We start from the raw sequence: 25,332 nt of genomic DNA, 5'->3' as shown, positions 1-25,332 counted from the left end.
CGATGCCCCGTGAATTGACCACCCGCATTGTTCAGGACCCCAGCGACGGCTTCCGCTTCCTGCCGCACCTGACGACGCAGGCTCCCGATCTCCTCGTCAGCTTCGACGTCCTCGGCGGAGGCCGGATCAGGGCGCGGATGTCAGGATCGGCCGTTCCGGCACTCCACGGCACCGAACATAAGGTTGACTTGCATGCCACGCCCGATGAGGTCCATGGGGCAGCGGCCCGGCTCCGTGCCCGATGGAAAACACAGTTCGTTGACTTCCAGCCGGTCGACGACCTGGGTCGCTCTGTACAGGGTCGACGGCGCCCGTACGCAACGTCCGCGGACCTCAGTGCCGAACCTGAGGAGGAGCTGCGCCGGATAGTGGCCGATCTGGCTCGAAGCGGGGAATCACTGTTGTTCAGCACTCTGCTGCGCGGTGACGACGAACCGACCAAAATATTCCGCAACTCCCTGCGTTCGGCCCTGTCCCAGGAGGGGCTGCGGGTACGGTTCGACTCCGAACTACATCTGCCCTGGCCATTGCTGTGCACAACCGAGGATTCCACCGTGCCTGCAACCTTGGAGGTTCTTTTCACTCGCTTCCTCGGCCATCGGCATCAGATCGAGCACACCAGTGATGCCTACGCGTGGATCGGGCCGCCCGGAGCAGCCCACGAACGGCCCTCGGTCAGCCTGAACCACGACGTCCACGTGGGCAGCGCCACCCGTGCGGATGAAGTCGCGAAGGCACTGGCGGCGGGCACGGAGTACACCGTACGAACGACCTATGAGGAACTCGTCCGCGATCTGGAGAAGCCCGAGCTGGACGAGCAGTTGATGTACTTCTGGTGCCACGGAGAGTTCGTGGGCAACCCTCCCGAACCCCCGACCCTGGTCATCAAGCTCACCGACGGCGCCCCCATCGACGGCCACACCGTACGTGAGCTACGGGCCAACTACCGGCACGGTTGTTTCCGACCGCTTGTCCTACTCAACGCCTGCCACACCGGAGTCTCCGCGGCGAGTGCGGACCGAGCGTTCCTTGGGAGCATGCTCATCGAGCACGGCGCGCAGGGCGTGCTCGGGCCGCAAATCGCGATGCCGCAGGCGTTTGCCGCCGAATACGCGCTCGAGTTCGTCACCCGCTACCTTCGCGGGGCGGCGACCGCTGGCCAGATCACTCATGAGTTGGCCCGGCACTTCGCCGCCCGATACCGAAATCCCCTGGGCTTCGCCTACGGCCTGCACTGCGGCATGGATGCCCGTCTGGATCGGACAAGTGGAGGCGAGGCATGAGCCGTGTCGTCACCGTGGAGGTTGTTGACCTGGATGCAACGGGCTGGCTGCTCGACGCCGACACGGGTGAGCCTGTGCCCGAGGCCTGGCTGCACCATTACTTCGCGGAGCGCCTCGCCCCGCCTGTCTGGGCGACGGACATATTCGTCTATGTTCACGGTTGGCAGACCTCGCCCGACTCCGCCTACCGCACCGCCGAGCGACTGTTGGCTCTGATGCAGGGCGTCCGTGCGACAGCTCCGGCCCGGTATCCGGCCCTAGCGGCCAAGGGCTTCGACCCATGGTGTGTCGTCGTGCGCTGGCCATCTTCCAGCCTGGTCACCCCCACCGGCTACCGCAGGATCCGGGACCGGGCGCACGCGATGGGCGCACGCGACGGAGGAGGCCACGCCGCCCACATCCTGGGCCGACTCCTCGGCTATCTGGACGCCGAGCGCGCCGACCCTGGAGCAGCGCCCGTGCTCGCCAACCGAGACGGTCAGTACCTCCACCTCGTCGGGCACTCCTTCGGCTGCCGCTTCCTGTGCGAGGCGGTCCAATGGTCGGCAGATGCCCGCCTTGATGACACACTCGGCTGGAGCGTGACAGACCACTCGCCATCCCGCCCGTTCACCGCCGACAGCATGCTGCTATTCCAGATGGCCGCAAGCCGGGATGCGTTCCTCTCGCTCTTTTCGAACATCCTGCCGAGCGAGGCGCATGACGGCGCTCCGCTGAGGGGCCCCGTCGTCGCCACTTACTCCCGTCACGACCGGGCGACGGGGTTCTGGCACCTGCGGGCCGAGCAGCAACCCGGCATCGGACACTCCGGAATTGGTCCGGCCCCCGCGCCTATGTTCACCACAACCCTGTTGCCACTCGACGAGCGGTATCCGCACTCCGCGCTCGACCACCGTTTCGTCAACATCGACGCCTCCGGCGTGTACGTTCGCGGGCGCCACCTCAATCCGGCAGGTGCCCATTCCGATCACGTACGCGCTGAGTCGGCACACCTGCTACTCACCCTCGCGGACTACTCGCGCTGAGTAGACGGTCCAAGATCCCCATCGCCAGATGTCGGCGCTCACGGTATTGGGCTCTGGCGACGATCACGTGATGCGCGCTGGTCGGCGTGTCACGCGGGGAGTCTCGGCTGGGAGCATGATGTCTGGCGTGGGTATCGCAGCGCATCGATGAGCTTTTGCCGCAGTTCGCGGCCGTGATGTCTCGCGCAGCCGACCGTGGCACCGCTCACTGAACCTTGACCCTCCCGGGCCCTTCAAAATGACCCCACGGGGTTCGTTGGGCCCAGCCGCGGGGTCGGCGAGACAGTGCTCGTAGGCCCTAGTGCGCGATCGCGAACCTGAAGCGTGCGGTCTTGCTCACTCGGCGCTCCACTCAAGCGGAGACGGCCGAGTAACACTGCGCCGACCGGTTAGGGGAGGCGTGCGCACACCTCCCCTAACCGGTTCTCAGCGTTCTACGCGTGCGACCTTCCGGCCGACCTTCAGGTACAATTCCGCGCCCTCGCCGACGTCGGCCTTCGCCACCATGGTGGTCAGGGTCTCCTGCACCGAAGGCTGAGTGAGCATCGTGGTCTGCTGCTCGCCGTCGGCCTCGGCGATCAACCAAAGGCCGTTCTGCTGGGCGACCCGACGAACTGCGGAGACACTGGGCGTGAACTCCAGGGTTTGACTGATCAGTTGGCCCAGGGTGGCCTCACCGCTCCGGGAGGGAGACGACCGGGAGGTTCTGGGTGTCGCCGAAGGACCGCTTTAAGCGGGCGGCGAACTCCGCGCGGGCCGCTTCGGCGGCCTGCAGGCCGTGCAGGGCGGCCACGCCCGCGCCTGGCCGACGCGTCGTGCTGCTGACAGTCTTCCGTAAGACGAAGATGCGCGAGGAGGCCGAAGTGGACCGCGCCCGCGCCGCACAGCGCTTGTGTGAGGCCGAGCACGAAGCCGCAGCCGAACACGCCCTCTACAGCCGCAACCTCAAGGAGAACCGATGAACCACAGCAAATGGAGGACCCGTCGTCACCGTCAGTTGCTGGGTGAACACCTCGACGCTGACCCCGAGTACGACCGGGTCTACGAAGAGGCAGGCCTCGCCATGACGCTGGGGAAGCCATCTACGACCGACGCAAGCAGTTGGGCCTGAGCGAGACTGACCTGGCCGAGCGCATGCACGTCAGCGTCGATGACATCGAGGGCATCGAGACGGCCACCGAGCTGCCGCCCATCGGGGTCATCATGCGCCTGGCCCGCGCCCTGGACCTCACCGTGGACGTGCACCTTGCCGGCGGAGACGAGCCCACCGTCACGATCGCCGCCTCGGCAGCCTGAGCCGGGGAGGAGTTATGCAGGACCCACCTTCCGCACTCGCGCGCGAGCTCGGACAACTTGTCCAGGCCCGACGTATCCAACTCGGGCTGTCCCAGGCGGAGCTGGCCGAGCGGTGTGGGATGAAGCAACCCCAGATCTCCCGCTTCGAAGGTGGCGGGACCGTGCCGACGCTTCCTCTCCTGCGCCGCCTGGCCCACGCCCTCGGCACAGACCTCACCATCAGCCTCACCCCGCACGACAAAGCCCCTTGACGAAATTTCGGCGTTCCTGGAATTCGCCGGAGGGTGCAGAGCGCTGACGGCAGTAGCGACGGCAACGGCCACGAATTACAGCGAACGAGCACGAACACCGATTTGCTATCAACTCGCAGCCTGACAAGCGAAGTTGCAGGATCATCCCCGCCTTGACCGCCAGTTCGTCGCGCAGCGCCTGCAAGGCCGTCAGTCCGGCGAGCGGGAGCCCAGCCGCCTCGGTGAAGTCCAGCGACTGCGGTATCTTCGCCACGCTGCGGCGAGCGCCAAGATCCGCCGGGCGGCCCGCCGCCGGGGTGTCGGCTACCGCTACCTGTTCATGCACCCCAGCGGAGCCGACCTCGAGGTACTGGCCGGCCTCGTCGACAAGGGCACCCTCAAGACCGTCACCGACCGTGTCTTCCCCTTCGAGCAGATCGCCGACGCCTTCGCCTACCTGGAACAGGGCCACGCCAAAGGCAAGGTCGTCGTCCAGATGTCGTGATCCAGTCACGATCAGCAGGTGGATTCAAGCTGAGTGAACGCCGAGGTCAGACATCCTTGATCTGTACTCGGTCGCCGCACAGTTTCGACCAGTCGTCGCGGTCCGAGGTCATTACGAGGACGGGGGCCGGGGAGCGGAGCGCCATCGCGGCGACGAGGGCGTCGATGGCGTACTTGTGGCCGTGTAGACCGCCGGCGTCGCTCAGTAGTTGCACAGCGGTGAGGCTGTCCGCCTGGGTGACGTCTTGGACCTGAAGGCGGGAGAGAAGCCAGCGCAGCCGGGCGGTATCCGTCTTCCCGTAGACGGCCTCCACCACCGTCAGCGCCGACACGAGGACGGGCACGCCTACGCGCCGAGCAGCCTCGATCCGGGTGATCATCTGGCGGTCGTTGCGCAGCAGCAGCGACAGCGCCTGGGAGTCGAGCACCAGGGACCTGGCCGCGGGCTCCTTCATGCTGCGCTGTCGTTCGACGCATAGGGCGCCGGTGCATCACCGAACAGTTCGCTCTGCGCGGCCTGGACTTCGGCCTCGCTCAGCGGCTCGTGCTCGGCTTCGTAGGCGGCCACGATCTCGGCGAGGCCGTCCATGGCGAGCTGATGCTGGACCGCCGCCGTTACATACGCGGACACGCCGCGCTTACCGGTACGGGTACGCAGAGCACCGAGGAGCTCGGAGGGCATCGACACGGAGATGTTCTCCGTGCCGCCGGGGCGCGGTGACTTCATAGCTGCAAGTCTAGTACAGAAACTATTACAGCGTCTGGAGTGCTGCGCGGCCTGTATCCGGGGCGGGCGTTGATGCGTAGTCTTGGCGCTTCTGGATCTTCTTGTGCTTTGCAGTGAATCCCGTGCTGGGATGGTGCTGGGATACGCCCACATAACCGCAGGTCAGAGCGGTTGTGGTGGAGTTCCGGTTCAATGTGTGAGCGGGTGGCGAAGGGGCCGGCCTCTTCGCCATGCTCGTGCTGGATCGTGCCGGGTGATCCGACGTGGGATCAGGTGTCGTAAACCGTGGAGTGATGGCCGACGTGCACGATCCACACCACCAGCTCTCCGTTGTCGATCGTGTAGACGAATCGGTAGTCACCGACTCGCAGGCGACGGCATTCGGGCTGGGACACGAGTGCGGTGATGTTGAAGCCGAGGGGATCGCTCTCCTGCTCGGTCAGCTTGGCCAGGATGCGGAGCGCCATGGCGCGGGGGATCTTGCGCAGCTCGGCCTGGGCCTCGGGCCGGAAGACGGTGCGGTACTCACTCACTGCGCGCCAGCGTCTCCCCCATGATGTCCTCGATCGGGATGCCGGGCGCACGGTTCGCCATGCGCTCGTCGATGATCCGGTTGATCTCGCGTTCCTCCCATTCCTGGTACTTCCGCAGTACTTCGATGGACACCACGGCGGCCACCTCTTTGCCTCGGCGCGTGATCACCGTAGGCACGTCGTCGCGGTCGGCCCGTTCCACGACCTCGGCCAGGTGCGCTCGGACATCGCGGATGGACTCGCTGGGCAGCGGCTGTGTCATGCGCTCATGGGTACCAAGTGTCGCGTGTGTACACAACGGTCTCGCTCGACAGTCACGCCCCGGCCGGGGCCGAGTCGGCCGGGCCGGAGGCCGGGGGGTGGGTCGGCTCGCCGCACTCCGCGCAGAAGCTGTCCCCGGCGCCGAGGGGTGCTTCGCAGAGCGGGCACAGCGGATCCGTGCCCGCCCCGGTCCGCGTGGTGGCCGCGCCGCCGTCCCAGTCGGCCTGATCGCGGGCGGCGAGCTCCCAGTCGAGCTCCCAGAGCCGGACGTCGTCCCCGCCCCTGGACAGTGCGACGCGGCCGTCGGAGCTCAGGGCCACGTCGTACACCTCCTTCTGGTGGCCTTTCAGGGCACGCAGGCAGTGTCCGGTGGCGACCTCCCATATCCGGACCGTGGAGTCGCTGCCGCCGGACAGCGCGAAGCGCCCGTCCGCGCTGAACCGGACCACCCAGGCGAAACCCGGGTGTTCATCGAATGTGCGCACACAGGCTCCGGTCGCGGTGTCCCACAGCCGGATGCTCCGGTCGTCCTTGTTGCCGCTGGACAGCAGGTGGCGCCCGTCGGTGCTCAGGCACACCGCGGTCGCGGCGCCGGTGTGCCCCGGCAGAGTGTGCAGACAACGACCGCTGTCCAGGTCCCACAGCCGCACCGAGTCCTGCGCGGCGGATGCGAGCAGCCTTCCGTCGGCACCGGCCCAGAGCGCCGTGACCCTGTCGCGGTGGCCCTCCAGCACGCGCAGGCAGCGGCGGCCGTCCGGATCCCAGACCCGGATGGTCCCGTCCTCACACCCGGTCAGCACCTGCCGCCCCTCGGCGCTGAAGCACCCCGTGACCGTCCGTTCGCTCCGGTCCAGGACCCAGAGGCAGTCGCCGGTGTCGGCCGACCACACCATGACGGTGCAGTCCCTGCTCTGGTTCAGGATCCTGCGCCCGTCGGCGCTCAACTCGACCGGCCCCGGCGGGAGTTGGCTGCCCTTGATGGCTCGCACACAGGTGCCGCTGTCGGTGTCCCAGATCCGCACCTTGTCGACCAGGACATCCGTCACGGCGATCCGGCCGTCGGCCGACAGATCGGCGCCGAACACAAAGCCGGTGGTGAGGGTCTTCACGGGCCGGGCCGCCCGCAGCCCCGTCCGGACCGCGAAGCGGCCCAAATGCTGCCAGGCGGCCAGGACTTGGGGCGCCCGCTCGTACCCGGGAGTCGCCCGGGCCCGGGTGAGCAGCTCGAGCGCGGCCGGGTAACGGCCGGCCGCCATGGCCTGTTCCGCCTCGGCGACCAGCGATTCCACCACCGTGCCCAGCCGGTTGAGCTCCGCGTATCTGCGCGGCCGGCTCAGCTGGAACGCGGCGGTGGAACCAGCGCCGTCACCGTGCGGCAGCCGCCACCGGCGCACCATGTTGTCCTGCCCGGCGGAGAGCCCGGACCGGGCATCGGCGCTCAGCAGGACGGCGCTCACATAGCTGCCGTGACCCCGCAGGGTCCGCAGGCACCGGCCGCTGCGCAGATCCCAGAAACGTACGGTGTTGTCGCCCGCGCCGGACAGCAGGAACCGGCCGTCGGCGCTGAGCGACAGTGTGGTGACCGATTCGATGTGCCCGGTCAGGGTGCGGACGCGGCGTCCGGTTTTCCAGTCCCACACATGGATGTCGCGGCCGGCGATGACGGCGGTGTCTCCGTCGGCGCTGAAGCACATGGCGCCTGCCTTCCTCTCCAACCCGGTCAGGGTGCGCAGGCAGCGGCCGGTGTCCAAGTCCCACAGGCGCACGCTGTGCTTCCAGTCGCGGGCCCGGTCGCCGGAGAGCGCCAGCCGTCCGTCGGCGCTCACCGCGAGCGACTCCAGCCGGTTGAAGCCATCGCCGAGACTCCAGCGGGTCTCGCCACCGGCCAGGTCCTGGACCTGAACGCGCCCGCGGGCACCGGGCCAGAGCGCGATCCGGGCATCCGCGCTCAGCTGGACGGGGAAGTCCTCACCCGGCGGAAACGGCGCATGGGTGCGCGTGCTGTCGCCGAACTCCCGCAGGCAGCGAGCGGCGGCCACGTCCCAGCAGCGCACCACGCCGGACCTGTCCGCGGTGACGGCGAAGCGCCCGTCGGCGCTCAGGGCGACCGAGTGCACCCGGCCGGAATGCCCGTCGAGAGCGGTCCGGCACGCTCCGCTGTCAACGTCCCACAGCCGGGCGGCACTTCCCTGGCTGCCCGTCAGTGCCAGCCGTCCGTCGGCGCTCAGACAGACCGGGATGTGTGAGTCGATCCGGTCGAACAGCGGTGTGTTCTCATCCGGTTGTATCCGCCAGGGCACTTCCCTCGCTTCGGTGCAGCGGGCGTCGGTGACCTCTCCGGACCGGATCGCGCCCAGGGTCGCCGCGATCTCCGGCTCCTCGGGCCGCTCGCGCTCGAGGCCGACCAGGACGGCCCGTGCGGTGCCGAGATCACCGCGTTCCAGGTGCACCCGGGCCAGCAGGTGCCGTGCCTGCCGGGGATCGGCCGGGCCGGCCCCGATGTGCTCCAGGGCGCCGACCAGGTCCTCGTCGGTGATGGCGCCGCGCCGCCACCGCGACAACCCCGCGTTATAAGTGGCCGACAGATGCTGTGGGTCGGCCGTCAGGGCCGCCCGGAACGCCTCCTCGGCCTCGGACCGCCTGCCGAGGTCATACAGGGACAGGGCCCGGTTGTTGAGCTCGTCGGCGCGCAGGTCGGCGGCCGCGGGCGCCCGGTGCGCGTGGGGGGACCCCGTCACCTGCCGGTAGATGTCGCCCAGGTCGGCGGCGACCTGAGCCATCGAAGCCGGTCGCCGGCCGGGATCCTCGCGCAGACAGCGCTCCAGCAGATCGCCGAGGGCCGGCGGCATCACGGCGGCCGCCCCGGCCCCGCCCGAGGCGCGGAAGTCGGTCAGCGCCGCACCCGCGATGGCCCCGAACAGCCAGGTCACCCCGCCGTTGAACATCTCCAGCACGGAGACCGCGAAGCTGTAGATGTCGCTGCGCCGTCCCAGCGGCCGGCCCGCCGTCTGCTCCGGGGAGGCATAGGCCGGGGTCATGCCGCCGCTGGGGACCGGCACACTGACCCCGGACGGGGCGTCCGGGCCGGGAACGCCGGCGGCCACGGCCCGGGCCCGGGCCAGTCCGAAGTCGGTGACCTTCGCCGTCACCGTGCCGCCCTCGTCGTCCAGCAGGACGTTGGCCGGTTTCACATCCTGGTGCACCAGGCCTCTGCCGTGGGCGTGTTCGAGCCCCCAGGCGGTCTGGATCGCCAGATCCAGGATCCGGGCCACCACCCCCGCCCGGTCACCCCGGTACAGCCGCCGGCTGTCGATCCAGTCGCGCAGGCTGCCGCCGGGCACATACTCGGCGAAGACCCGGGGAACACCGTCGATGACGCGGACGTAGTGGCAGCCGCAGATGTTCGGATGCATCCCCAACGACACCCAGGTCTCCGCCTCGGTGACAAACTGCTCCCGGTCGGCCTCGGTGCGGAACGACTCCGCCCGCGGGCACTTCACCGCCAGATCGGTGCCCCACGCCAAGTGCCGGACCCGGTACACCACACCCATCCCACCGTGTTCATGCACCCCGGTCACCCGGTACCTGCCGTCGATGACCTGACCGACCCCCCAAAGATCCGGGGCGGTGACCGGTCGGCTCGGCTCCTTCATGTCGAATCCCCCTCGTATGCGGGCGACTTCCTATCCTGCGCCCTGGTGCTGGATCAGGCCGAGTCCGGTGAACATCTCGCGACACCACGACAGGGCCGAGTCAAGGTCATGCCATTGGAGATCACCGGGATTCAGGTGGGGAAACACATAGGGATCCCGGATGCCGGCGGGCAGGTCCGCGGGCCGGCAGGTGTACGGTGCACAGCCGTACCGCGACTCCTTCAACAGCCGTGCGGTCGCGGCATCCTGTCCGTCCCACACGGCGAACCACAGCCGGCGGAGCATCGCCGGATGTGCGACGGCGAAGATCAGCCGGCCGATGTCGAGGGGCTCGCCCGAGGCGATCACTCTGGCCACCGCCGAGCACCGTGCGTCCTCCCCCTTCCTCCCCACCCGGGCCGTGTAACCGGACCAGATCTCCACGCTGTGTCCGGCCTCGATGACGGCCGCGCAGAGGGCCGCCAGCGCCAGCCCCCGGTTGCGGATCGAGGTGTGCGGGGTGGTGTTGTCATAGGTGGCCGAGATCAGGAAGGTGACCACCTTGCCCTGTCTGGACACTCGCCGGGGCACCGAGTCCACCATGCACTCGGGCACGCCGGCGAGATAGGCGCTGATGTCCACCTCGCTGCCGGTGACATCCCACACCGGTTCCAGCGAGACGACGGACGTCCCCAGACCGGCCCGCTCCCGGAGCGCGCCGACGGTGATCTCCTGCTCCTGGAGCGGGAGATGCCAGCCGTCGACGGCCAGCCGGAGCGCCTCCTCCCAGGTCGCCCCGGCCCACTCGGGGGTGCTGTGCCGGCCGTCGCCGTCCGGAATGCTCTCCGGCGCCCCGGCCGCGTCCAGGAACTCCTGCCAGGACAGCATGGGCGCGAGCACCGGCTCCGTCATGCCTGCGCCTCCTGTCCCGGCTCGTCGAGGCCGAGCGCGGTGCGGTGGGCGGCGGACAGGCCGCGCGTCACCCGCCACCGCAGCGCCTGGTCCAGGGTCGCCCCGGCCTCCAGCAGCCGGGCCCCGTCGATGGCGGCGCGCGGGGAGAAGGCCAGCGGCAGCCGCTTCTCCGCGGCGGCCACCCGCAACCGACGGATCTCCAGGAGGAGTTCCCGTGCCTCGTCCGGCCGGGACGGGGCGTTGGCCAGGACGAGCCGGAACTCCAGCCGGTGATCGATCGGCACATCGATCACCACAAACCGGTCCAGGGTGGCGGCGTCCAGCGCCTGCCGTCCGACGTACTGGCGGTCGGCGCCGTGGCCATAGGTGTTGCCGGTGGCGATCAGCCGGAAATCCTGGTGCGCCGCCACCATGCCGTCGGCGAAGGCACAGGTGCGCAGCGCGAGGGCCTGGTTCAGTTCGCCGAGCAACCCCGGGTGGCCGTTGTCCAGTTCGTAAGAGGAGCATCACACCGCCGTGCTCGAACGCCCGGCGGAACGGCGTGTCGTGGTAGTGACCGTGCGCGTCGAAGTAGCCGAACACCTTGCTCATCGGTGTGGTCGGTCCCAGCGAGAGCGCCTGCAGTTCGAGCCCCAGTGCCTCGGCCGCGTGCCCGGCCAGCATCGACTTGCCGGTACCGGCGGGCCCGACCAGGAAGACATGGCACTGTGCGTGCAGGGCGAGCAGCAGTTCCGGCAGCACCCGGTGGGTGTCGGTGCTCAGTTCGACGGTGCGGCCCGCCGGCAGCGTCACCTGGACGACCGGCGGGGTGACCTCGGCGAAGGCCTTGGCGACCTCGTCCCGCACGGTCTGGACGAACTCCGGCTGCGCGGCCAGCAGCGCGTCCCGCGACGCCTGGACGGCGATCTTGCGGACCGTGCTCTGGTGCTGTGCGAGGCGCGCGGCGAACGCCTCCTCGGCGGCCTTGGCCGCGGCGCCGGCGATGGCCCGCACCGCCGTGTCGTCCACGGCGGGTTTCGCCGCCTTCTCGATGAACCGCCTGGACTGCTCGGTGACTTCCCGCACCAGAGCGGCCCGTTCCCGGTCCAGGGCCGCGCTCACGGCGCGGGCGACGGACGTTCCCTCCCATCGGACAAAGACATCGTTGGCGATCTGGCTCGCTATCTTCTCTATCTCGGATCTGGCGGTGGCCCGCAACGCAGACTCCTCTTGAACCGCGGTGACGCCCGGTGCGAATGCCGAAGCAGCCTATGACGCCCGCTCCGGGAGGGGTCCCGGAGGTGTCGCACTACCCTCTGACCGTGGCCCGGGTGGAGGGAGGGAGCGCACCTTGGCGATCGAGGACTTCGTACCGCAGATGTTGCCCGCTTCGATGCGCAGCCTGGCCGCGGGGGTGCCCGCGGCTCCGGCCGGCTCGATCTTCGCGCTGGCCGCCGATGGCGGGTTCGCCGTGCCGCCCCGGAAGTTCACCCTGTGCTTCGGGCGGAGCGCGGCGGACGTGCATGTCGCCATCGGCACCGACGACCCCTATATCAGCAGGCTGCAGGGCGAGTTGCGGGGTGATGGCCGGGAATGGCGGCTGCGCAACACCGGCAGGCTGCCGATCCGGCTGCCGGACGAGAACCTGGTGCTGTCCGGTCATGAGACCTTGCTGGAGCCCGGCTATACCCCGCTGCTCATCGGCTCGCCGAAGCGCCGGTCGCATCTGCTGGAGGTCCATGTGGTCGGCTCGGCCGCCGAGGGCACCGGCGGTCGGCCCGGCGGCCGGACGCGGTCACCGGACGTCCATCACCTGGATCCGGTGGAGCGGCTGGTGCTGACCGCGCTCGCCCAGCGCTACCTGCGCCAGGAGCGCTATCCGCAGCCGGTGTCGTGGAAGCAGGTGGCCGACGACCTGAACCGGGTGTCGGGGGACCGGGAGTGGACGCCCAAGGTGGTGGCGCACCTGGTCGGCGCGGTGCGGGTGCGGCTGTCCGCGGGACCTGCCCCGATCCCCGGCATCCTGCGCGAGGACGGGGTCGGTGAGCCGGTGGGGAACGCGCTGAACCACAACCTGATCCAGGCGCTGCTGAAGAACGCCGCCTTGCTGCCGGCGGATCTGCGCCTGCTCGGTGAGGACGGCGCGGACGGCGCGGACGGCGCCGGGGGGTAGCACGTCATGGCTTGCCGCTCCCGTACAGCCAGGTCGCGAACAGCGCCGACAGGTCCTTCCCCGACACCTGCCGGGTCAGCGCGATGAAGTCGCCGGTCTGTACGTTCCCGAACCGGTGGTCGGCGAGCCAGGTGCGCAGGATGGTGAAGAAGGTCTGGTCGCCGACCGCTTCGCGGACCTTCTGCAGGGTCATCGCGGCACGGCCGTAGACCGGGGAGCCGGAGATCTCCTTCGCGGTCGGAGGCTTCGCGGGCGGGAATGACCACAGCTCGTCGTTCTTGTCCCGGGCGTAGTACTTCTGGAAGGTTTGGGCGGTGGTGGGGCCGCCGTGCTGTTCGTCCCAGAGCCACTCGGTATAGGTCGCGAAGCCCTCGTTGAGCCACATGTCCTGCCAGTTGTGCGGGGTGACGGAGTCGCCGAACCACTGGTGCGAGAGTTCATGGACGACCGAGTTCAGGTCGGGCGGGTGGTTGAAGTAGGGGCGGTTCTGGGTCTCCAGCGCGTAGTCGATCTCGGGTCCGGCGCCGACGATCGCGCCGGTGGAGGAGAAGGGGTACGGGCCGAAGACCTTGCTGCCCCAGTCGGTGATCTCACCGGTCCAGCGGGGGACGTCGGCGGCCTTCTTGGCCACGGCGGTGTCGGTCGCCACATACTGCGGCACCCTGCCCGCCGCGCCCTGGTCGGCCTGGAACTTCCCGATCGCGACGGTGGCCAGGTAGCTGGCCATGGGCTCGCCGGTGTGCCACTGGAAGGTGCTGCGGCCGTCCGCGGTCCGCTGCCCGCGCAGTTCGCCGTTGGAGACGGCGGTGAGGCCCGCGGGGACGCTGACGGCGATGTCGTAGGTCGCCTTGTCGGACGGGTGGTGGTTGCCGGGGAACCAGGCCATCGAACCGTTGGGCTCGCCGAGCCCGACGGCCCCGTCGGTGGTCCGGAGCCAGCCCTCGTGTGAGCCGTCGGGGTCGGTGATGGTCTGTGGGGTGCCCTGGTAGGCGACGGTGGCCGTGAAGCCGGTGTCGCGGTCGAGCGGGCGGCCGGGGGTCAGCCGCAGCTCATCTCCCTTGCGGGTGATGGTCGCGGGGGCGCCATTGACGGTGGCCTGCCGGACGTCCAGGCCGTGGAAGTCCAGGGAGAAGGAGGACAGTGCGCGGTCGGTCCGGGCGGTGATCTCGGTCGTCCCGGTGAGGCTGTTGTCCTTGGGCTGGTAGGAGAGCGTGATGCCGTAGTGGCTCACCAGATAGCCGCCGTTGCCCATGGCCGGGAAGAGCGGGTCGCCGAGTCCCTTGACGCCGGCCGTGGGGGTGTCCCGGTGGCTCGCCGCGTGGGTGGGCGTACAGGCCGCGCAGGCGGCCAGCAGCAGGGCGCCGGACAGGGCGCGGAGACGTTGGCGGCGCACGGGCGACTCCTCGGGACGCTCGGCGATGTCAAGATCCCCTGCATGGTTGCAGATGTGCCCGCTGGGACGGCGCATCGCAAGGTGCTTCGGGGTGCCGCCTACACGCCCTTGAGCTGCAATTCACCACATCTGGTGAATCCTTGGCCTTGAGTTGCGGACCACAACCGAGGGTTGCCAAGCTGTTGCGGACCGTCAACCTTTGGGAGTGGACGTGGCTTTCGGTGACCAGCCCGCATACCTCCGCGTCGCCGGCGATCTCCGTCAGAAGATCGTCGCCGGTGAGCTGCCGCCGCACACCCGCCTTCCCTCCCAGGCCCGCATCCGCGAGCAGTACGGCGTCTCGGACACCGTCGCCCTGGAGGCCCGCAAGGTCCTGATGGCCGAGGGGCTGGTCGAGGGCCGCTCCGGTTCGGGCACCTATGTCCGCGAGCGGCCCGAGCGGCGGGCCGTGGTGCGTACGGGATACCGGTCCGCCGGGGAGTCCACGCCGTTCCGCCAGGAGCAGGCCGACGTCAAGATCAAGGGCACCTGGGAGTCGCGCAGCGAGCAGCTCGGCGCGGATGCGGACGTCGCGGAGCGGCTGCGCATCGGGGTGGGCGAGCGCGTGATGCGCACCGAGTACCTCTTCCGCACCGGGGGCGAGGCGACCATGCTCTCCACCTCCTGGGAGCCGCTGGCCGTCACCGGCCGCACGCCGGTGATGCTCCCCGAGGAGGGTCCGCTGGCCGGGCGCGGGGTGGTGGAGCGGATGGCCGCCATCGACCTGATCGTGGACAACGTCACCGAGGAGATCAGCGCGCGGCCGGGCCTGGCCCAGGAGACGCTCGCCCTCGGCGGGGTGCCGGGTCACCAGGTGCTCGTCGTCTCGCGGACGTACTTCGCGGGCGGCTGCCCGGTCGAGACGGCGGATGTCGTGATGCTCGCCGAGCGCCACCGGATCGCCTATCACCTGCCGGTGAAGTAGCCGTGACGGCCGGATGAACTGACTCGGGAGTCAGTTCCCGGCGCGAAGTGACCCCTCGGAATGGTCTGAACCAACAGGGGTGATATGTGGGTTAAATATCACTTTGTCCGTATTTGGAGGAGTGGTGTCCTGTGTTGCAAACCTCACATAGGTCCAGGTCAGGGTCCTTTCGCGGAACCAACTTGGCCAAATCGCCCGTACGATGCGGGGGTTTGTGTCCTGCCGTGGGGGAGCTAGAAAGCAAAGGAGAACCGGGGCTTGAGTACCGAACGGGGTTCCCACTCCAATTACCGCCGGACCCTCGGTCCGGTGGCCCTGACGGCCGTCGGTCTCGGGTCGATCATCGGCTCCGGATGGCTCTTCGGAGCCCAGCGGGCCGCCGGCATCGCCGGCCCGGCCGCGATCCTCGCCTGGGTGATCGGCGCCGTCGTCGCGCTCACCATCGCGCTCACCTACAGCGAGCTCGGGGCGATGTTCCCCAAGGCCGGCGGCATGGTCCGGTACGGCCAGTACTCGCACGGCTCGCTGGCCGGCTACCTCGCCGCGTGGGCCAACTGGATCGCGATCGTCTCCGTCATCCCCGGCGAGGCGACCGCGTCCGTGCAGTACATGAGCTCCTGGAAGTGGCAGTGGGCCAAGGACCTGTACGACGGCAAGGAGCTCACCGGCACCGGTGTGGCCCTCGCCAGCGTCCTGCTGATCTTCTACTTCTTCCTCAACTGGTTCGCGATCACCCTGTTCGCGAAGACCAACAACGCGATCACCGTCTTCAAGGTCGTCGTCCCGGTCCTGACCGCGGGCGCCCTGATGTGGTCGCACTTCGACACCCACAACATCGAGTCGGCGGGCGGCTTCACCCCGAACGGCTGGAGCGCGGTCTTCACGGCGGTCGCCACTTCCGGCATCGTCTGGGCCTACAACGGCTTCCAGTCCCCGCTGAACATGGCCGGCGAGGCCCGCAACCCCGGCAAGTCGCTGCCCAAGGCCGTCATCGGCTCGATCCTCATCGCGCTGGTCATCTATATCGCGCTGCAGGTGGCCTTCCTGATGGCCATCCCGTCCGGTGACCTCGCCGGTGGCTGGAAGGCGCTCACCTACAAGTCGCCGCTCGCCGACCTGGCCACCGCCTGGGGCCTCAACTGGCTCGCGATGGTGCTCTACGCGGACGCCTTCATCTCCCCGTCCGGCACCGGCATGATCTACGCCGCCACCACCTCGCGCATGATCCACGGCGTGCAGGAGAACGGCCATCTGCCGGGCATCTTCGGCAAGGTCGACAAGAAGACCGGCGTGCCGCGTCCGGCCCTGGTGCTCAACCTGGTCATCGCCTTCCTGTTCCTCGCGGTCTTCCGCGGCTGGGGCTCGCTGGCCGAGATCGTCTCGATCGCGACCGTCATCTCCTACATCACCGGCCCCGTCGCCGTGATGTCGCTGCGCCGCATCGCGCCGGACCTCAAGCGCCCGGTCAAGCTGCGCGCCATGCCGGTCATCGCGCCCGTCGCGATGGTCTTCGGCTCGCTCGTCCTCTACTGGGGCAAGTGGCCGCTCACCGGCAAGGTCATCCTGATCATGGCGGTCGGCCTGCCCATCTGGGCCTGGTATGAGCTGCGCAAGCCGTGGGCCGAGCTCAAGCCGCATCTGAAGGCGGGCGCCTGGATGGTGACCTATCTGCTGGTGATGGCCTTTGTCTCCTGGAGCGGCGGCACCAAGTTCGGCGGCCGGGGCTATCTGGCCGAGGGCTGGGACCTGCTGGTCGTCGCCCTGATCGGCCTCGCCTTCTATCTGTGGGGTGTGCGCAGCGCATGGCGCAACCCGACTCTGGTGGCGACCGAGAAGGAGATGCTGGCGGCCCAGGACGAGCCCGAGGACGCCCCGGTGGAGCCGGCGAAGGCGCACTGAGCGATGCGTTCGGTCACTCTCAGGTGGCCGAATGCGCATCTCTTCGTGAAAACCCGTATCCGCTGTGTAAAGGTCGGGCGTACGCTCGGGCATATGCAGACTGCGGTTTCTTCGCGCGGCGCCGAAGGGCGTGCGCCGGTGCGGTCTGGGCCGGCGCTCGTCATGGCAGAAGGGCAGGGGCGATGAACGACAACGGAGCGGCCCTGCCCTGGCTGGTGATCCGCCAGGACGACAACGGCAACCGCTATCGCGTCGGTCGCTATGCCACCAGAACGGAGGCCGAGCGGGTCGCGGACCGGTTGGACGCCAAGGGGCACCGGCAGCTCTACATCGTGGAGCGAGTGGCCCGATAGCCCGGCTCCGATTGCCCGGCTCCTACGCCGAACGTGCGGCAGGCGCATCGTGCCTGCTGCACGAGATATGTCAACCCCCATACCGGGTATGTGCTGATTATTCTCCCCAAACCGGTCATTGTCGGTGGGGTCGGTTCGGCAACGGGTGTGGAAGTGGTCGGCGTGAGCGACAGTGCAGGGATCTTGGCGTCAACGCCCGGATTCGCCGAATGGAGCTTTCCCGCCGAGGCCGGCGCCGTGCGCACGGCCCGCACCCTGGTCCGCGACACCCTGCACGAGTGGGGCATGCAGACGATCACGGATGTGACCGTGCTGCTGGTCAGCGAGCTGGTCACCAACTCCCTGCGCTATGCGAGCGGCCCCATCGGCGTCCGGATGTACTCCCGGGCCGGTGGGGCGCTGCTGGTCGAGGTCTCCGACCCGCTGCCCGACCCGCCCCGCGAGCGCGACGCCCAGCCCGACGACGAGGGCGGACGCGGACTGCAATTGGTGGCACTGGCCTCACGCCGATGGGGTACGCGTCAGGGGGGCAGCGGGAAGACGGTGTGGTTCGAACTCGGCTTGTCAGGTTAGGAAGCCGGGGAGAACACATAGCGGTTGAGACCGTGCTGTGATCGTGAAGTCCGTGTTCCGAAGGCCCCCTGTGCTGGATACTCGGCCTTCTGATGCCGGTGCGAGCACATCAGCCGGAGGGGACGGGCACGTGAGCGAACAGCCAACGGGTACTGCGGCGGGCAGGTCGGAGGGGGTGGACGCCACCGCGATGTGGCAGGACAGCCCGCCCGGCTCTCTCTATGACCACATTCGCGTGGCGTCGTTCTCCCTGGGGGCCGACGGGCGGATCGAGCAGTGGAGCGAGCGGGCCGCCGAACTGTTCGGAATAACGCCTGGGCAGGCGGTCGGCAGAGAGCCGGGCGAGGTGTTCACCGCGGCCGCGTCATCTCCCGGGCAGCAGCCGGGGGTCGTCTTTTCGGGCGATTTCCAGGGCGAGTTCCCCGGTGGCGGCCGGCCCTGGACCGGACTCGTCCCGTACCAGCGCGACGACCGGCAGCAGGGCCTCGCCGAGATCTATGTGATGCCCAGCCAGAACGGCCGCGGCGAGCGTGCCGCGCTCTGCGTTGCCGTCGATGTCCGGGCGCTGCAGGGAATAGAGACGGACATCGCCGCCTCGGAAGCCGTTTTCGGCCAATCTCCGCTCGGGTTCTTCTTCTTCGGTACGGACCTGCGGCTGCTCCGGGTCAATGAGAGCTTCGCCCAGACCTTCGGCCGCCCCGCCGCCTGGCACCGCGGCCGTACCCCGCACGACTTCCTGCCCCGGACCGAGGCCGAGCGGCTGACCGCGGCCCTGCGCCAAGTCCTGGACAGCGGGCGGCCGGTGGCCGACCTGCAGCTCGTCGGGCCGGTGCCGGGGCGCAGCGAGCGGCGCCGCTGGTCGGTGTCGCTGTACCGGCTGCACGGCGGCAGCGGGCGGCCGATCGGGGTGGCGGCGATCGCCACCGATGTCACCGGGCGCCGCCGCGCGGAGCGCGAGGCCGCGGGCGTACGGCGCAATCTGGCGCTGCTCAATGAGGCGTCGGCGCGGATCGGCACCTCGCTCGACCTGGAGACCACCGCGCGGGAGCTGCTGGATGTCGCGGTGCCCCAGTTCTGCGACCTGGCTTCCGTCGATCTCTACCAGGGCCTGCTGGTCGGTGACGAGGCACCGCCCGGCCTGGCGGACGGCAGCGCGGAGCTGCGGCGGGTGGCCTACGCCAGTGCGGTGTCGGGGGCACCGGTCGCCGCCGACGACAAGCCCATCCAGGTCGGTGAGGTGCACCGCTATGCGTTCCACTCGCCGTGCGCGGGGGCGCTGCGCACGGCGAGCCCGCAGGCCATTCCGAGCCGGGACGCGGCGGAGGCGCCCGAGCTCGGCACCTCGGTGCAGTCCACGCTGGCGGTGCCGATGGTGGCGCGGGACACGGTGGTGGGGCTGGTGCAGTTCACCCGGACGAAGGGCAGCGAGCCGTTCGGCGAGCGGGACACCGCGCTCGCCGTCGAGCTGGCCTCGCGCGCGGCGGTCTGCATCGACAACGCCCGGCTGTACCGCAGGGAGCACGAGCGCGCCCTGATCCTCCAGCGCAGCCTGCTGCCGCCGGTCTCCCCGGAGGCGGCGGGCCTGGAGATCGCTTGCCGCTATCTGCCGGGCAACGCCGCCACCGAGGTGGGTGGCGACTGGTTCGACGTCATCGAGCTGCCCGGGCACCGGACGGCCCTGGTCGTCGGCGATGTGATGGGCCGCGGGCTGCGGGCCGCCGTCGCGATGGGCGAACTGCGCACCGCGGTAAGGACCTTGGCCATGCTCGATCTGGAGCCCGCCGAGGTGCTCTCCCATCTGGACGAGATCGCCCATGGGCTCGGCAGGCCCGGCGGCACCCAGTCCGCGCCGCGCGGGGTGCGCGGCAGCGTACGGCCCGCCGACCTGTCCGAGGTGTACCTGGCGACCTGCGTCTATGCCGTGTACGACCCGGTCACCCGGCGCTGCACGGTCGCCAACGCCGGTCATCTGCCGCCGGTGCTGGTCGAGCAGGGCGCTCCCGGGCGGCTGCTGGAGGTGCAGCCGGGGATGCCGTTGGGCGTCGGTGGCGAGCTGTTCGAGGAGACCGTCGTCGAGCTGCCGGACGGCGCCCTGCTGGCGCTGTACACGGACGGCCTGGTGGAGTCCCGGGACCATCCGCTGGACGAGGGGCTGCAGGCCTTTCAGGACGCCCTCACGGATCCGGCACGGCCGCTGGAGGACGTCTGTGACCATGTGCTGAGCGCGCTGGACACCCACCATGGCGAGGACGACATCGCCCTGCTCATGGCGCGGCTGCGGGGGCTGCCGCCGGGGCATGTGGGCGACTGGACGCTGCCGCCCGAGCCGCGTTCGGTCGCCCGGGCCCGTGAACTGGCCCGGGACCAGCTGCCGTTGTGGGGTCTGGAGAGCCTGGTCGACACGGCGGAGCTGCTGGTGAGCGAGCTGGTCACCAATGCGCTGCGCTATGGCGAGGGAGAGATCCGGCTCCGGCTGCTGCTGGACCGCACGCTGGTGTGCGAGGTCTGGGACGGGGGGCTGGTGCAGCCCCGCAGGCGCCGTGCGAACGACACGGACGAGGGCGGCCGGGGCCTGCAGCTGGTCGGGCTGCTCAGCGCGGCATGGGGGAGCCGGCGGATTCCGGACGGGAAGACGGTGTGGTTCGAGCTGGCGTTGCCGGGCGGGGGTGAGGAGACGCCGGACGCGGTGGAGGCGCTGATGAGCCTCTATTGACTTTGAACGGTTACCGGCCGACGCGGCACTAGAGGCCGGCCAGCCGGCCCCGGGTGGCGCCCCCGCCGAAGGTGGCGGGCAGCAGCCCGGCCAGCACGATCCCGCCCAGCAGTGCTCCGCCCATCGCATGCGGGGGCTGTGAGGCCTCGGTGTCCTGGGCCGGATACGCGGTCACATCGTGCTCGGCCAGGGCCCGGGCCTGCCGGGCCAGCGAGTCCGCCTGGCCGGTCGAGGACAGGGCCGCGGCCGGCGGCCCGGTGTCGGCCAGCGACCGGCCGAGCGCCAGGTGCCGTTCGGCCTCGGCCAGCCGGGTGCGGGCCCGGCTGCCGATCGCCCCGCGGTGGGTGGCGATGTAGTCCCGGGCCCCGGCCACCTCGCCGCGCGCGGTGAGCACCGCCCGGGAGACCCGCGCGCGGGCCCGGGTCGCACCGGCCGCCGCGCCCGACGCCGAGTCGAACGCGGCCGCCGCCTCGTCGAGCCGCCGCACCACCGCCAGGGGGTCGTACCGCTCGCCCACGGCCTCCTTGCGCGCGGCGGCGAGTATCTCCGCGGCCCCCGGCGGGGCCGCCGCGCAGGCCGCTTCGGCGGCCTCGGCGTCGGCCAGCGCACCCCGCAACGCACCTTCCGCACCGGCGAGTTCATGGGCCCGCCGGAGCACCGCGGCGGTGAGGGTGCGGGCCTGGGACAGCGCGGCCTCCGCCGCCCGCAGCGAGGCCACCGCGCGCGGTGTGTCGGCGCCGCGCGGCCGGGCCAGTGCCAGGCGGGCCTCCTCGAGCGCGGCCCGGGCGAAGGCGAGCCGGTCGCGGGCCTCGCCCGGGTATGGGGCGACGCCCGCCAGTGCCTCGGGCGCGCACCCGGCGGCGAGTGCGGCCAGTGCGGCCTCGGCGGTGCCGGTGCGCGGCTCCAGCGCCCGTACCGCGTCGGCGGCGGCGCGGAGGGCGGTCTCGGGGTCGGCCGACAGTCCGCGCAGCCGGTCGAAGGCCGCGGACTCGGCGTCCAGCCGCCGGTTGGCGCTGGTGCAGCGGGAGCAGATCTCGTCGAGGGTGTGCCGGCGGATCTCCTCGTCCTGGTGCGGGGCGTCGGCGAGCTGCTGCCGCAGCCGGAAGGCGTCGGCGAGCTCGCCCTTGGCGTAGGCGACGGCCTCGGCGAACGGCAGCGTCGCCGCCTCTCCCAACTGGGCGGCGGCGAAGGAGAGTTCCTCGGCGCTGGTGCGGACGGCGTCATCCGTCTCGACGAGGTTCAGCTCGGCCTCCCGGTCCAGCTCGGGCAGCGGGGTGAGCGGCTGGGCCATGCGGGCCAGCCCGGGCGGGGTGGTCGTTCCCACCACCGGACGGGCCTCCTCGGCGCGGCGCAGGCGGGCGGCGCGCCGGGAGCCCAGGTAGAGGACGACCGCACACACCAGGCCGCCTGCGGCCACCGGCAGCCACACCCGGCGGTCGCCGGGCACCAGCGCGCTGCTGCCGGGGTCGGGGCGGCCGGGGATGATGACCGGGGCCTGGACGGGCCTGCCCAGCAGCAGGGCGCGGTAGCCGTCGGCGGCGCCGATGGCGGCGCCCGCCCAGTCGTGCTGTTTGAGGGCCGGGGCGATGGCGATGGCGGCGACCTGGTCGAGCTGCTCGGGGCGGAAGCCGGAGTCGGGGGCGGCGGAGACGGCGAACTGGTGCGGGTAGGTGGCGATGGCGAGCAGTACGTCATGGGGGCCCAGGCCGTTGCGGTCGGCGGTGGCGTCGGCCCAGTCGTGGCCGGAGCGGCCGGAGAAGTCCCGCACATAGGTGACATACAGCTGCAGCTTGTGGGTGGCGTGCAGCCGGTTGAGCGCGTTGTCGACCTGGACGCGCCGGCGGCCGAGCGCGCCGACGGTGTCGGTGATCCGGCCGGTGGCCTCGAGGTCCAGCGGGGCGTCCAGCGGGGCGTCGGCCCGGGCGGCGGCCGCGGCCGGGAGCAGCAGGGCGAGCAGCGCGAGTAGGGCGCTGATCATGGTCAGGCCTGGTGCCCCCGGCCCGTACCGCCTCGGAAGCCGCGTCACACTTTGGAGCCTATGACCGGATTGTCGAAGCCGCTACCGGGAGCGCGTGTGGTATTACACTCCGTGCTCGCGCCCCCTGTGGCGGATCTTGTTGCCCAGCCAGACCAGCGGGTCGTAGGAGCGGTCCACCACCCGTTCCTTGAGGGGGATCAGCGCATTGTCGGTGATCTTGATGTGCTCGGGGCAGACCTCGGTGCAGCACTTGGTGATGTTGCAGTAGCCGAGGCCGTGGTCCTCGCGCGCGGCGTGCTTGCGGTCGGTGCCGGACTCGGCGGCGGCGTCCAGCGGGTGCATGTCGAGCTCGGCGACGCGCATCAGGAAGCGGGGGCCGGCGAAGGCGGGCTTGTTCTCCTCGTGGTCACGGACCACATGGCAGGTGTCCTGACACAGGAAGCACTCGATGCACTTGCGGAACTCCTGTACGCGGTCCACGTCTTGCTGCCGCATCCGGTACTCGCCGGGCCCCAGGTCCGGGGGCGGGACGAACGCGGCCACCTCACGCGCCTTGGCGTAGTTGTAGCCGACGTCCGTCACCAGGTCCCGGACCACCGGGAAGGCCCGCATGGGGGTGACGGTCACCGTCTCGGCGGGGTCGAAGACCGACATCCGCGTCATGCACATCAGCCGCGGCCGGCCGTTGATCTCCGCACTGCACGAACCGCACTTGCCCGCCTTGCAGTTCCAGCGGACCGCGAGATCGGGTGCGGCGGTGGCCTGGATCCGGTGGATGATGTCGAGGACCACCTCGCCCTCGTTGACGGTGACCTCGTAGTCGGTGAGGCCGCCACCGTCCGGGTCACCTCGCCACACCTTGAAGCGGGCCTGATACTGCGGTTTTCCGGGGGCCGACCCCCGGACCCCCGGCCGGACCTCCGGGCCGCCCGGAGCGTCATCGTGCGGCGAAGGCTGGTGACTCATCCGGTGAGCTCCTCGTCGGTCAGGTACTTCTGGAGTTCTTCCTTCTCGAAGAGGTCCAGCAGATCGGCCCGCATCGGCGGCAGCTCCTGCCGCTCCAGCCGGATGCGCCCCAACGCGGGGTCCTCCGCGGCCGGTTCGGTGCTGTCCTCGGCCAGCCGGCACACCAGGCCGACGCGCCGCCACCGCCGGTCCATCGCCGGGTGGTCGTCGCGGGTGTGCCCGCCGCGGCTCTCCTCGCGTTCCAGCGCCGCCCGGGCCACGCACTCGCTGACCAGCAGCATGTTGCGCAGATCCAGCGCCAGATGCCAGCCGGGGTTGAACTGGCGGTGCCCCTCCACCCCGGCCCGCCGGGCCCGGACCCGCAGCCCGGCCAGGCGCCGCAGCGCCTCCTCCATCTCGGGGGCCCGGCGGATGATGCCGACCAGGTCGTTCATCGACTGCTGGAGCTCCTGGTGCAGGGTGTACGGGTTCTCGCCGGAGCCCTCCGGCGCGTCCTCCGCCCCGAACGGGCGCAGCGCCTCCGCCTCCGCCGAGGCGATGTCCGCCTCCGGTACGGCGGGCCGGTCGGCGGGGCCGAGCCCGGCCGCGTACCGCGCCGCGTGCAGTCCGGCGCGGCGGCCGAAGACCAGCAGGTCGGAGAGGGAGTTGCCGCCGAGCCGGTTGGAGCCGTGCAGCCCGCCGGCCACCTCGCCGGCCGCGAACAGGCCCGGTACCCCGGTGGCGGCGGCCGTGTCCGGGTCGACCTCGACGCCGCCCATCACATAGTGGCAGGTGGGGCCGACCTCCATGGCCTCGGCGGTGATGTCCACATCGGCCAGTTCCTTGAACTGATGGTGCATGGAGGGCAGTTTGCGCTTGATCACCTCGGCGGGCATCCGAGTGGAGACGTCCAGGAAGACCCCGCCGTGCTCGGTGCCGCGCCCGGCCTTGACCTCGGAGTTGATGGCGCGGGCGACCTCGTCGCGGGGGAGCAGCTCGGGCGGCCGGCGGTTGTGGTCGGGGTCGGTGTACCAGCGGTCGCCCTCGGCCTCGGACTCGGCGTACTTCTCCCTGAACACCTCGGGGATGTAGTCGAACATGAACCGCTTGCCGTCGCTGTTGCGCAGCACCCCGCCGTCGCCGCGCACCGACTCGGTGACCAGGATGCCCTTGACGGACGGCGGCCAGACCATGCCCGTGGGGTGGAACTGGACGAACTCCATGTTGACCAGCCGGGCCCCGGCGAGCAGCGCCAGCGCATGCCCGTCGCCGGTGTACTCCCAGGAGTTGGAGGTCACCTTGAAGGACTTGCCGATGCCGCCGGTGGCCAGCACCACGGCCGGGGCCTCCAGGACGAAGAAGCGCCCGGACTCGCGCTCATAGCCGAAGACCCCGGACACCCGCCCGTTCGCCCTGAGCACCCGGGTGACGGTGCACTCCTGGAAGACCTTCAACCGGGCCTCGTAGTCGCCGGTTTGCCGGTGGTCTTCCTGCTGGAGGGCGACGATCTTCTGCTGGAGGGTGCGGATCAGCTCCAGGCCGGTACGGTCGCCCACATGCGCCAGGCGCGGATACTCGTGCCCGCCGAAGTTGCGCTGGGAGATCTTCCCATCGGGCGTGCGGTCGAAGACCGCGCCCCAGGTCTCCAGTTCCCAGACCCGTTCGGGGGCCTCCTGGGCGTGCAGCTCCGCCATCCGCCAGTTGTTGAGGAACTTGCCGCCGCGCATGGTGTCGCGGAAGTGCACCTGCCAGTTGTCGTGTGGGTTGACATTGCCCATGCAGGCGGCGATGCCGCCCTCGGCCATCACCGTATGGGCCTTGCCGAACAGCGACTTGCAGATCACCGCACAGCGCAGCCCCTGCTCGCGGGCCTCGATGGCGGCGCGCAGCCCGGCGCCGCCGGCGCCGACCACGACCACGTCCCAGGGCTGGCGGTCCACCCGTGTCATCGAAAGGCCC

Annotated in this window: 24 protein-coding genes and 2 pseudogenes; 13 read left to right on the top strand and 13 right to left on the bottom strand. The window is 70.3% G+C overall.

Features of this window, described 5'->3' with window-relative positions; genetic code table 11:
- Positions 1 to 2 precede the first annotated feature (2 nt).
- Both ABCR83_RS06010 and ABCR83_RS06005 read left to right on the top strand, forming a co-directional pair.
- Positions 3 to 1,283, top strand: a complete 1,281-nt coding sequence (locus ABCR83_RS06010; RefSeq protein ID WP_462693741.1) for a CHAT domain-containing protein — start codon at positions 3 to 5, stop codon at positions 1,281 to 1,283.
- Positions 1,280 to 2,308, top strand: coding sequence for a hypothetical protein (locus tag ABCR83_RS06005; RefSeq protein ID WP_462693740.1), 1,029 nt, complete (start codon positions 1,280 to 1,282; stop codon positions 2,306 to 2,308). The genes ABCR83_RS06010 and ABCR83_RS06005 overlap by 4 nt, the downstream gene beginning before the upstream one ends.
- A gap of 426 nt (positions 2,309 to 2,734) precedes the next feature.
- On the opposite strand, the gene ABCR83_RS06000 is transcribed toward ABCR83_RS06005, so the two are convergent.
- On the bottom strand, positions 2,735 to 2,890 hold the full coding sequence (locus ABCR83_RS06000; RefSeq protein ID WP_462693739.1) for a hypothetical protein: 156 nt from the start codon (positions 2,888 to 2,890) through the stop codon (positions 2,735 to 2,737).
- A gap of 215 nt (positions 2,891 to 3,105) precedes the next feature.
- Between ABCR83_RS06000 and ABCR83_RS05995 the strand changes: the two are divergent.
- The 5 genes and pseudogenes from ABCR83_RS05995 to ABCR83_RS05975 all read left to right on the top strand — a co-directional run.
- A pseudogene (locus ABCR83_RS05995) lies at positions 3,106 to 3,270 on the top strand (type II toxin-antitoxin system RelE/ParE family toxin); the annotation flags it as partial.
- The gene (locus tag ABCR83_RS05990) at positions 3,267 to 3,419 is read left to right on the top strand and encodes a hypothetical protein (protein WP_462693738.1); all 153 of its coding nucleotides are present in this window, start codon (positions 3,267 to 3,269) and stop codon (positions 3,417 to 3,419) included. The pseudogene ABCR83_RS05995 and the gene ABCR83_RS05990, both read left to right, overlap by 4 nt.
- Positions 3,410 to 3,604 (top strand): helix-turn-helix domain-containing protein, encoded by a 195-nt coding sequence (locus ABCR83_RS05985; RefSeq protein WP_462693737.1) that lies wholly within the window; start codon positions 3,410 to 3,412, stop codon positions 3,602 to 3,604. The genes ABCR83_RS05990 and ABCR83_RS05985 overlap by 10 nt, the downstream gene beginning before the upstream one ends.
- Before the next feature lie 14 nt (positions 3,605 to 3,618).
- On the top strand, positions 3,619 to 3,855 hold the full coding sequence (locus ABCR83_RS05980; protein ID WP_462693736.1) for a helix-turn-helix domain-containing protein: 237 nt from the start codon (positions 3,619 to 3,621) through the stop codon (positions 3,853 to 3,855).
- 133 nt (positions 3,856 to 3,988) lie between these two features.
- The gene (locus ABCR83_RS05975) at positions 3,989 to 4,339 is read left to right on the top strand and encodes a zinc-binding dehydrogenase (protein WP_462693735.1); all 351 of its coding nucleotides are present in this window, start codon (positions 3,989 to 3,991) and stop codon (positions 4,337 to 4,339) included.
- A gap of 46 nt (positions 4,340 to 4,385) precedes the next feature.
- On the opposite strand, the gene ABCR83_RS05970 is transcribed toward ABCR83_RS05975, so the two are convergent.
- The 8 genes and pseudogenes from ABCR83_RS05970 to ABCR83_RS05935 form a co-directional block, all read right to left on the bottom strand.
- Positions 4,386 to 4,793, bottom strand: coding sequence for a PIN domain-containing protein (locus ABCR83_RS05970; RefSeq protein WP_462693734.1), 408 nt, complete (start codon positions 4,791 to 4,793; stop codon positions 4,386 to 4,388).
- A complete protein-coding gene (locus ABCR83_RS05965; RefSeq protein WP_392259787.1) occupies positions 4,790 to 5,065 on the bottom strand; it encodes a hypothetical protein in 276 nt (91 codons plus the stop codon). Before ABCR83_RS05965 ends, ABCR83_RS05970 begins: the two co-directional genes overlap by 4 nt.
- 269 nt (positions 5,066 to 5,334) lie before the next feature.
- Positions 5,335 to 5,598, bottom strand: coding sequence for a type II toxin-antitoxin system RelE family toxin (locus tag ABCR83_RS05960; protein ID WP_462693733.1), 264 nt, complete (start codon positions 5,596 to 5,598; stop codon positions 5,335 to 5,337).
- Positions 5,591 to 5,860 carry a type II toxin-antitoxin system Phd/YefM family antitoxin gene (locus ABCR83_RS05955; protein WP_462693732.1) on the bottom strand — a complete coding sequence of 90 codons (270 nt, stop codon included), beginning with the start codon at positions 5,858 to 5,860 and terminating at the stop codon, positions 5,591 to 5,593. Before ABCR83_RS05955 ends, ABCR83_RS05960 begins: the two co-directional genes overlap by 8 nt.
- Positions 5,861 to 5,912: 52 nt before the next feature.
- Positions 5,913 to 9,512, bottom strand: coding sequence for a protein kinase domain-containing protein (locus tag ABCR83_RS05950; RefSeq protein ID WP_462693731.1), 3,600 nt, complete (start codon positions 9,510 to 9,512; stop codon positions 5,913 to 5,915).
- A gap of 30 nt (positions 9,513 to 9,542) precedes the next feature.
- Positions 9,543 to 10,403, bottom strand: a complete 861-nt coding sequence (locus ABCR83_RS05945) for a DUF7192 family protein (protein ID WP_462693818.1) — start codon at positions 10,401 to 10,403, stop codon at positions 9,543 to 9,545.
- Complete coding sequence (locus ABCR83_RS05940) at positions 10,400 to 10,873, bottom strand: hypothetical protein (RefSeq protein ID WP_462693820.1); 474 nt, start codon at positions 10,871 to 10,873, stop codon at positions 10,400 to 10,402. The genes ABCR83_RS05945 and ABCR83_RS05940 overlap by 4 nt, the downstream gene beginning before the upstream one ends.
- An 88-nt stretch (positions 10,874 to 10,961) precedes the next feature.
- Positions 10,962 to 11,066, bottom strand: a pseudogene (locus ABCR83_RS05935) (hypothetical protein); the annotation flags it as partial.
- A gap of 667 nt (positions 11,067 to 11,733) precedes the next feature.
- Between ABCR83_RS05935 and ABCR83_RS05930 the strand changes: the two are divergent.
- Entirely contained in the window at positions 11,734 to 12,555 is an 822-nt protein-coding gene (locus ABCR83_RS05930; RefSeq protein WP_462693730.1) for an FHA domain-containing protein, read from the top strand.
- Positions 12,556 to 12,559: 4 nt separating this feature from the next.
- On the opposite strand, the gene ABCR83_RS05925 is transcribed toward ABCR83_RS05930, so the two are convergent.
- Positions 12,560 to 13,948, bottom strand: coding sequence for a M1 family metallopeptidase (locus ABCR83_RS05925; protein ID WP_462693729.1), 1,389 nt, complete (start codon positions 13,946 to 13,948; stop codon positions 12,560 to 12,562).
- Between the two features lie 211 nt (positions 13,949 to 14,159).
- Between ABCR83_RS05925 and ABCR83_RS05920 the strand changes: the two genes are divergently transcribed.
- From ABCR83_RS05920 to ABCR83_RS05900, 5 genes are all read left to right on the top strand, one after another.
- On the top strand, positions 14,160 to 14,912 hold the full coding sequence (locus tag ABCR83_RS05920) for a GntR family transcriptional regulator (RefSeq protein WP_462693817.1): 753 nt from the start codon (positions 14,160 to 14,162) through the stop codon (positions 14,910 to 14,912).
- A gap of 258 nt (positions 14,913 to 15,170) precedes the next feature.
- Positions 15,171 to 16,811 (top strand): APC family permease, encoded by a 1,641-nt coding sequence (locus ABCR83_RS05915; protein ID WP_462693728.1) that lies wholly within the window; start codon positions 15,171 to 15,173, stop codon positions 16,809 to 16,811.
- A gap of 182 nt (positions 16,812 to 16,993) precedes the next feature.
- On the top strand, positions 16,994 to 17,164 hold the full coding sequence (locus tag ABCR83_RS05910; protein WP_462693727.1) for an SPOR domain-containing protein: 171 nt from the start codon (positions 16,994 to 16,996) through the stop codon (positions 17,162 to 17,164).
- Between the two features lie 153 nt (positions 17,165 to 17,317).
- Positions 17,318 to 17,737 (top strand): ATP-binding protein, encoded by a 420-nt coding sequence (locus ABCR83_RS05905; RefSeq protein WP_462693725.1) that lies wholly within the window; start codon positions 17,318 to 17,320, stop codon positions 17,735 to 17,737.
- Between the two features lie 190 nt (positions 17,738 to 17,927).
- A complete protein-coding gene (locus tag ABCR83_RS05900) occupies positions 17,928 to 20,450 on the top strand; it encodes a SpoIIE family protein phosphatase (protein WP_462693816.1) in 2,523 nt (840 codons plus the stop codon).
- 28 nt (positions 20,451 to 20,478) lie between these two features.
- On the opposite strand, the gene ABCR83_RS05895 is transcribed toward ABCR83_RS05900, so the two are convergent.
- From ABCR83_RS05895 to ABCR83_RS05885, 3 genes are all read right to left on the bottom strand, one after another.
- Positions 20,479 to 22,428 carry a TPM domain-containing protein gene (locus ABCR83_RS05895; RefSeq protein WP_462693724.1) on the bottom strand — a complete coding sequence of 650 codons (1,950 nt, stop codon included), beginning with the start codon at positions 22,426 to 22,428 and terminating at the stop codon, positions 20,479 to 20,481.
- Between the two features lie 102 nt (positions 22,429 to 22,530).
- On the bottom strand, positions 22,531 to 23,394 hold the full coding sequence (locus ABCR83_RS05890) for a succinate dehydrogenase/fumarate reductase iron-sulfur subunit (protein WP_462693723.1): 864 nt from the start codon (positions 23,392 to 23,394) through the stop codon (positions 22,531 to 22,533).
- Positions 23,391 to 25,322 carry a fumarate reductase/succinate dehydrogenase flavoprotein subunit gene (locus tag ABCR83_RS05885; protein ID WP_462693722.1) on the bottom strand — a complete coding sequence of 644 codons (1,932 nt, stop codon included), beginning with the start codon at positions 25,320 to 25,322 and terminating at the stop codon, positions 23,391 to 23,393. The genes ABCR83_RS05890 and ABCR83_RS05885 overlap by 4 nt, the downstream gene beginning before the upstream one ends.
- Positions 25,323 to 25,332 lie beyond the last annotated feature (10 nt).

The organism is Streptomyces xingningensis, from assembly GCF_054957865.1.
This window is presented reverse-complemented; position numbering and strand designations above follow the sequence as displayed.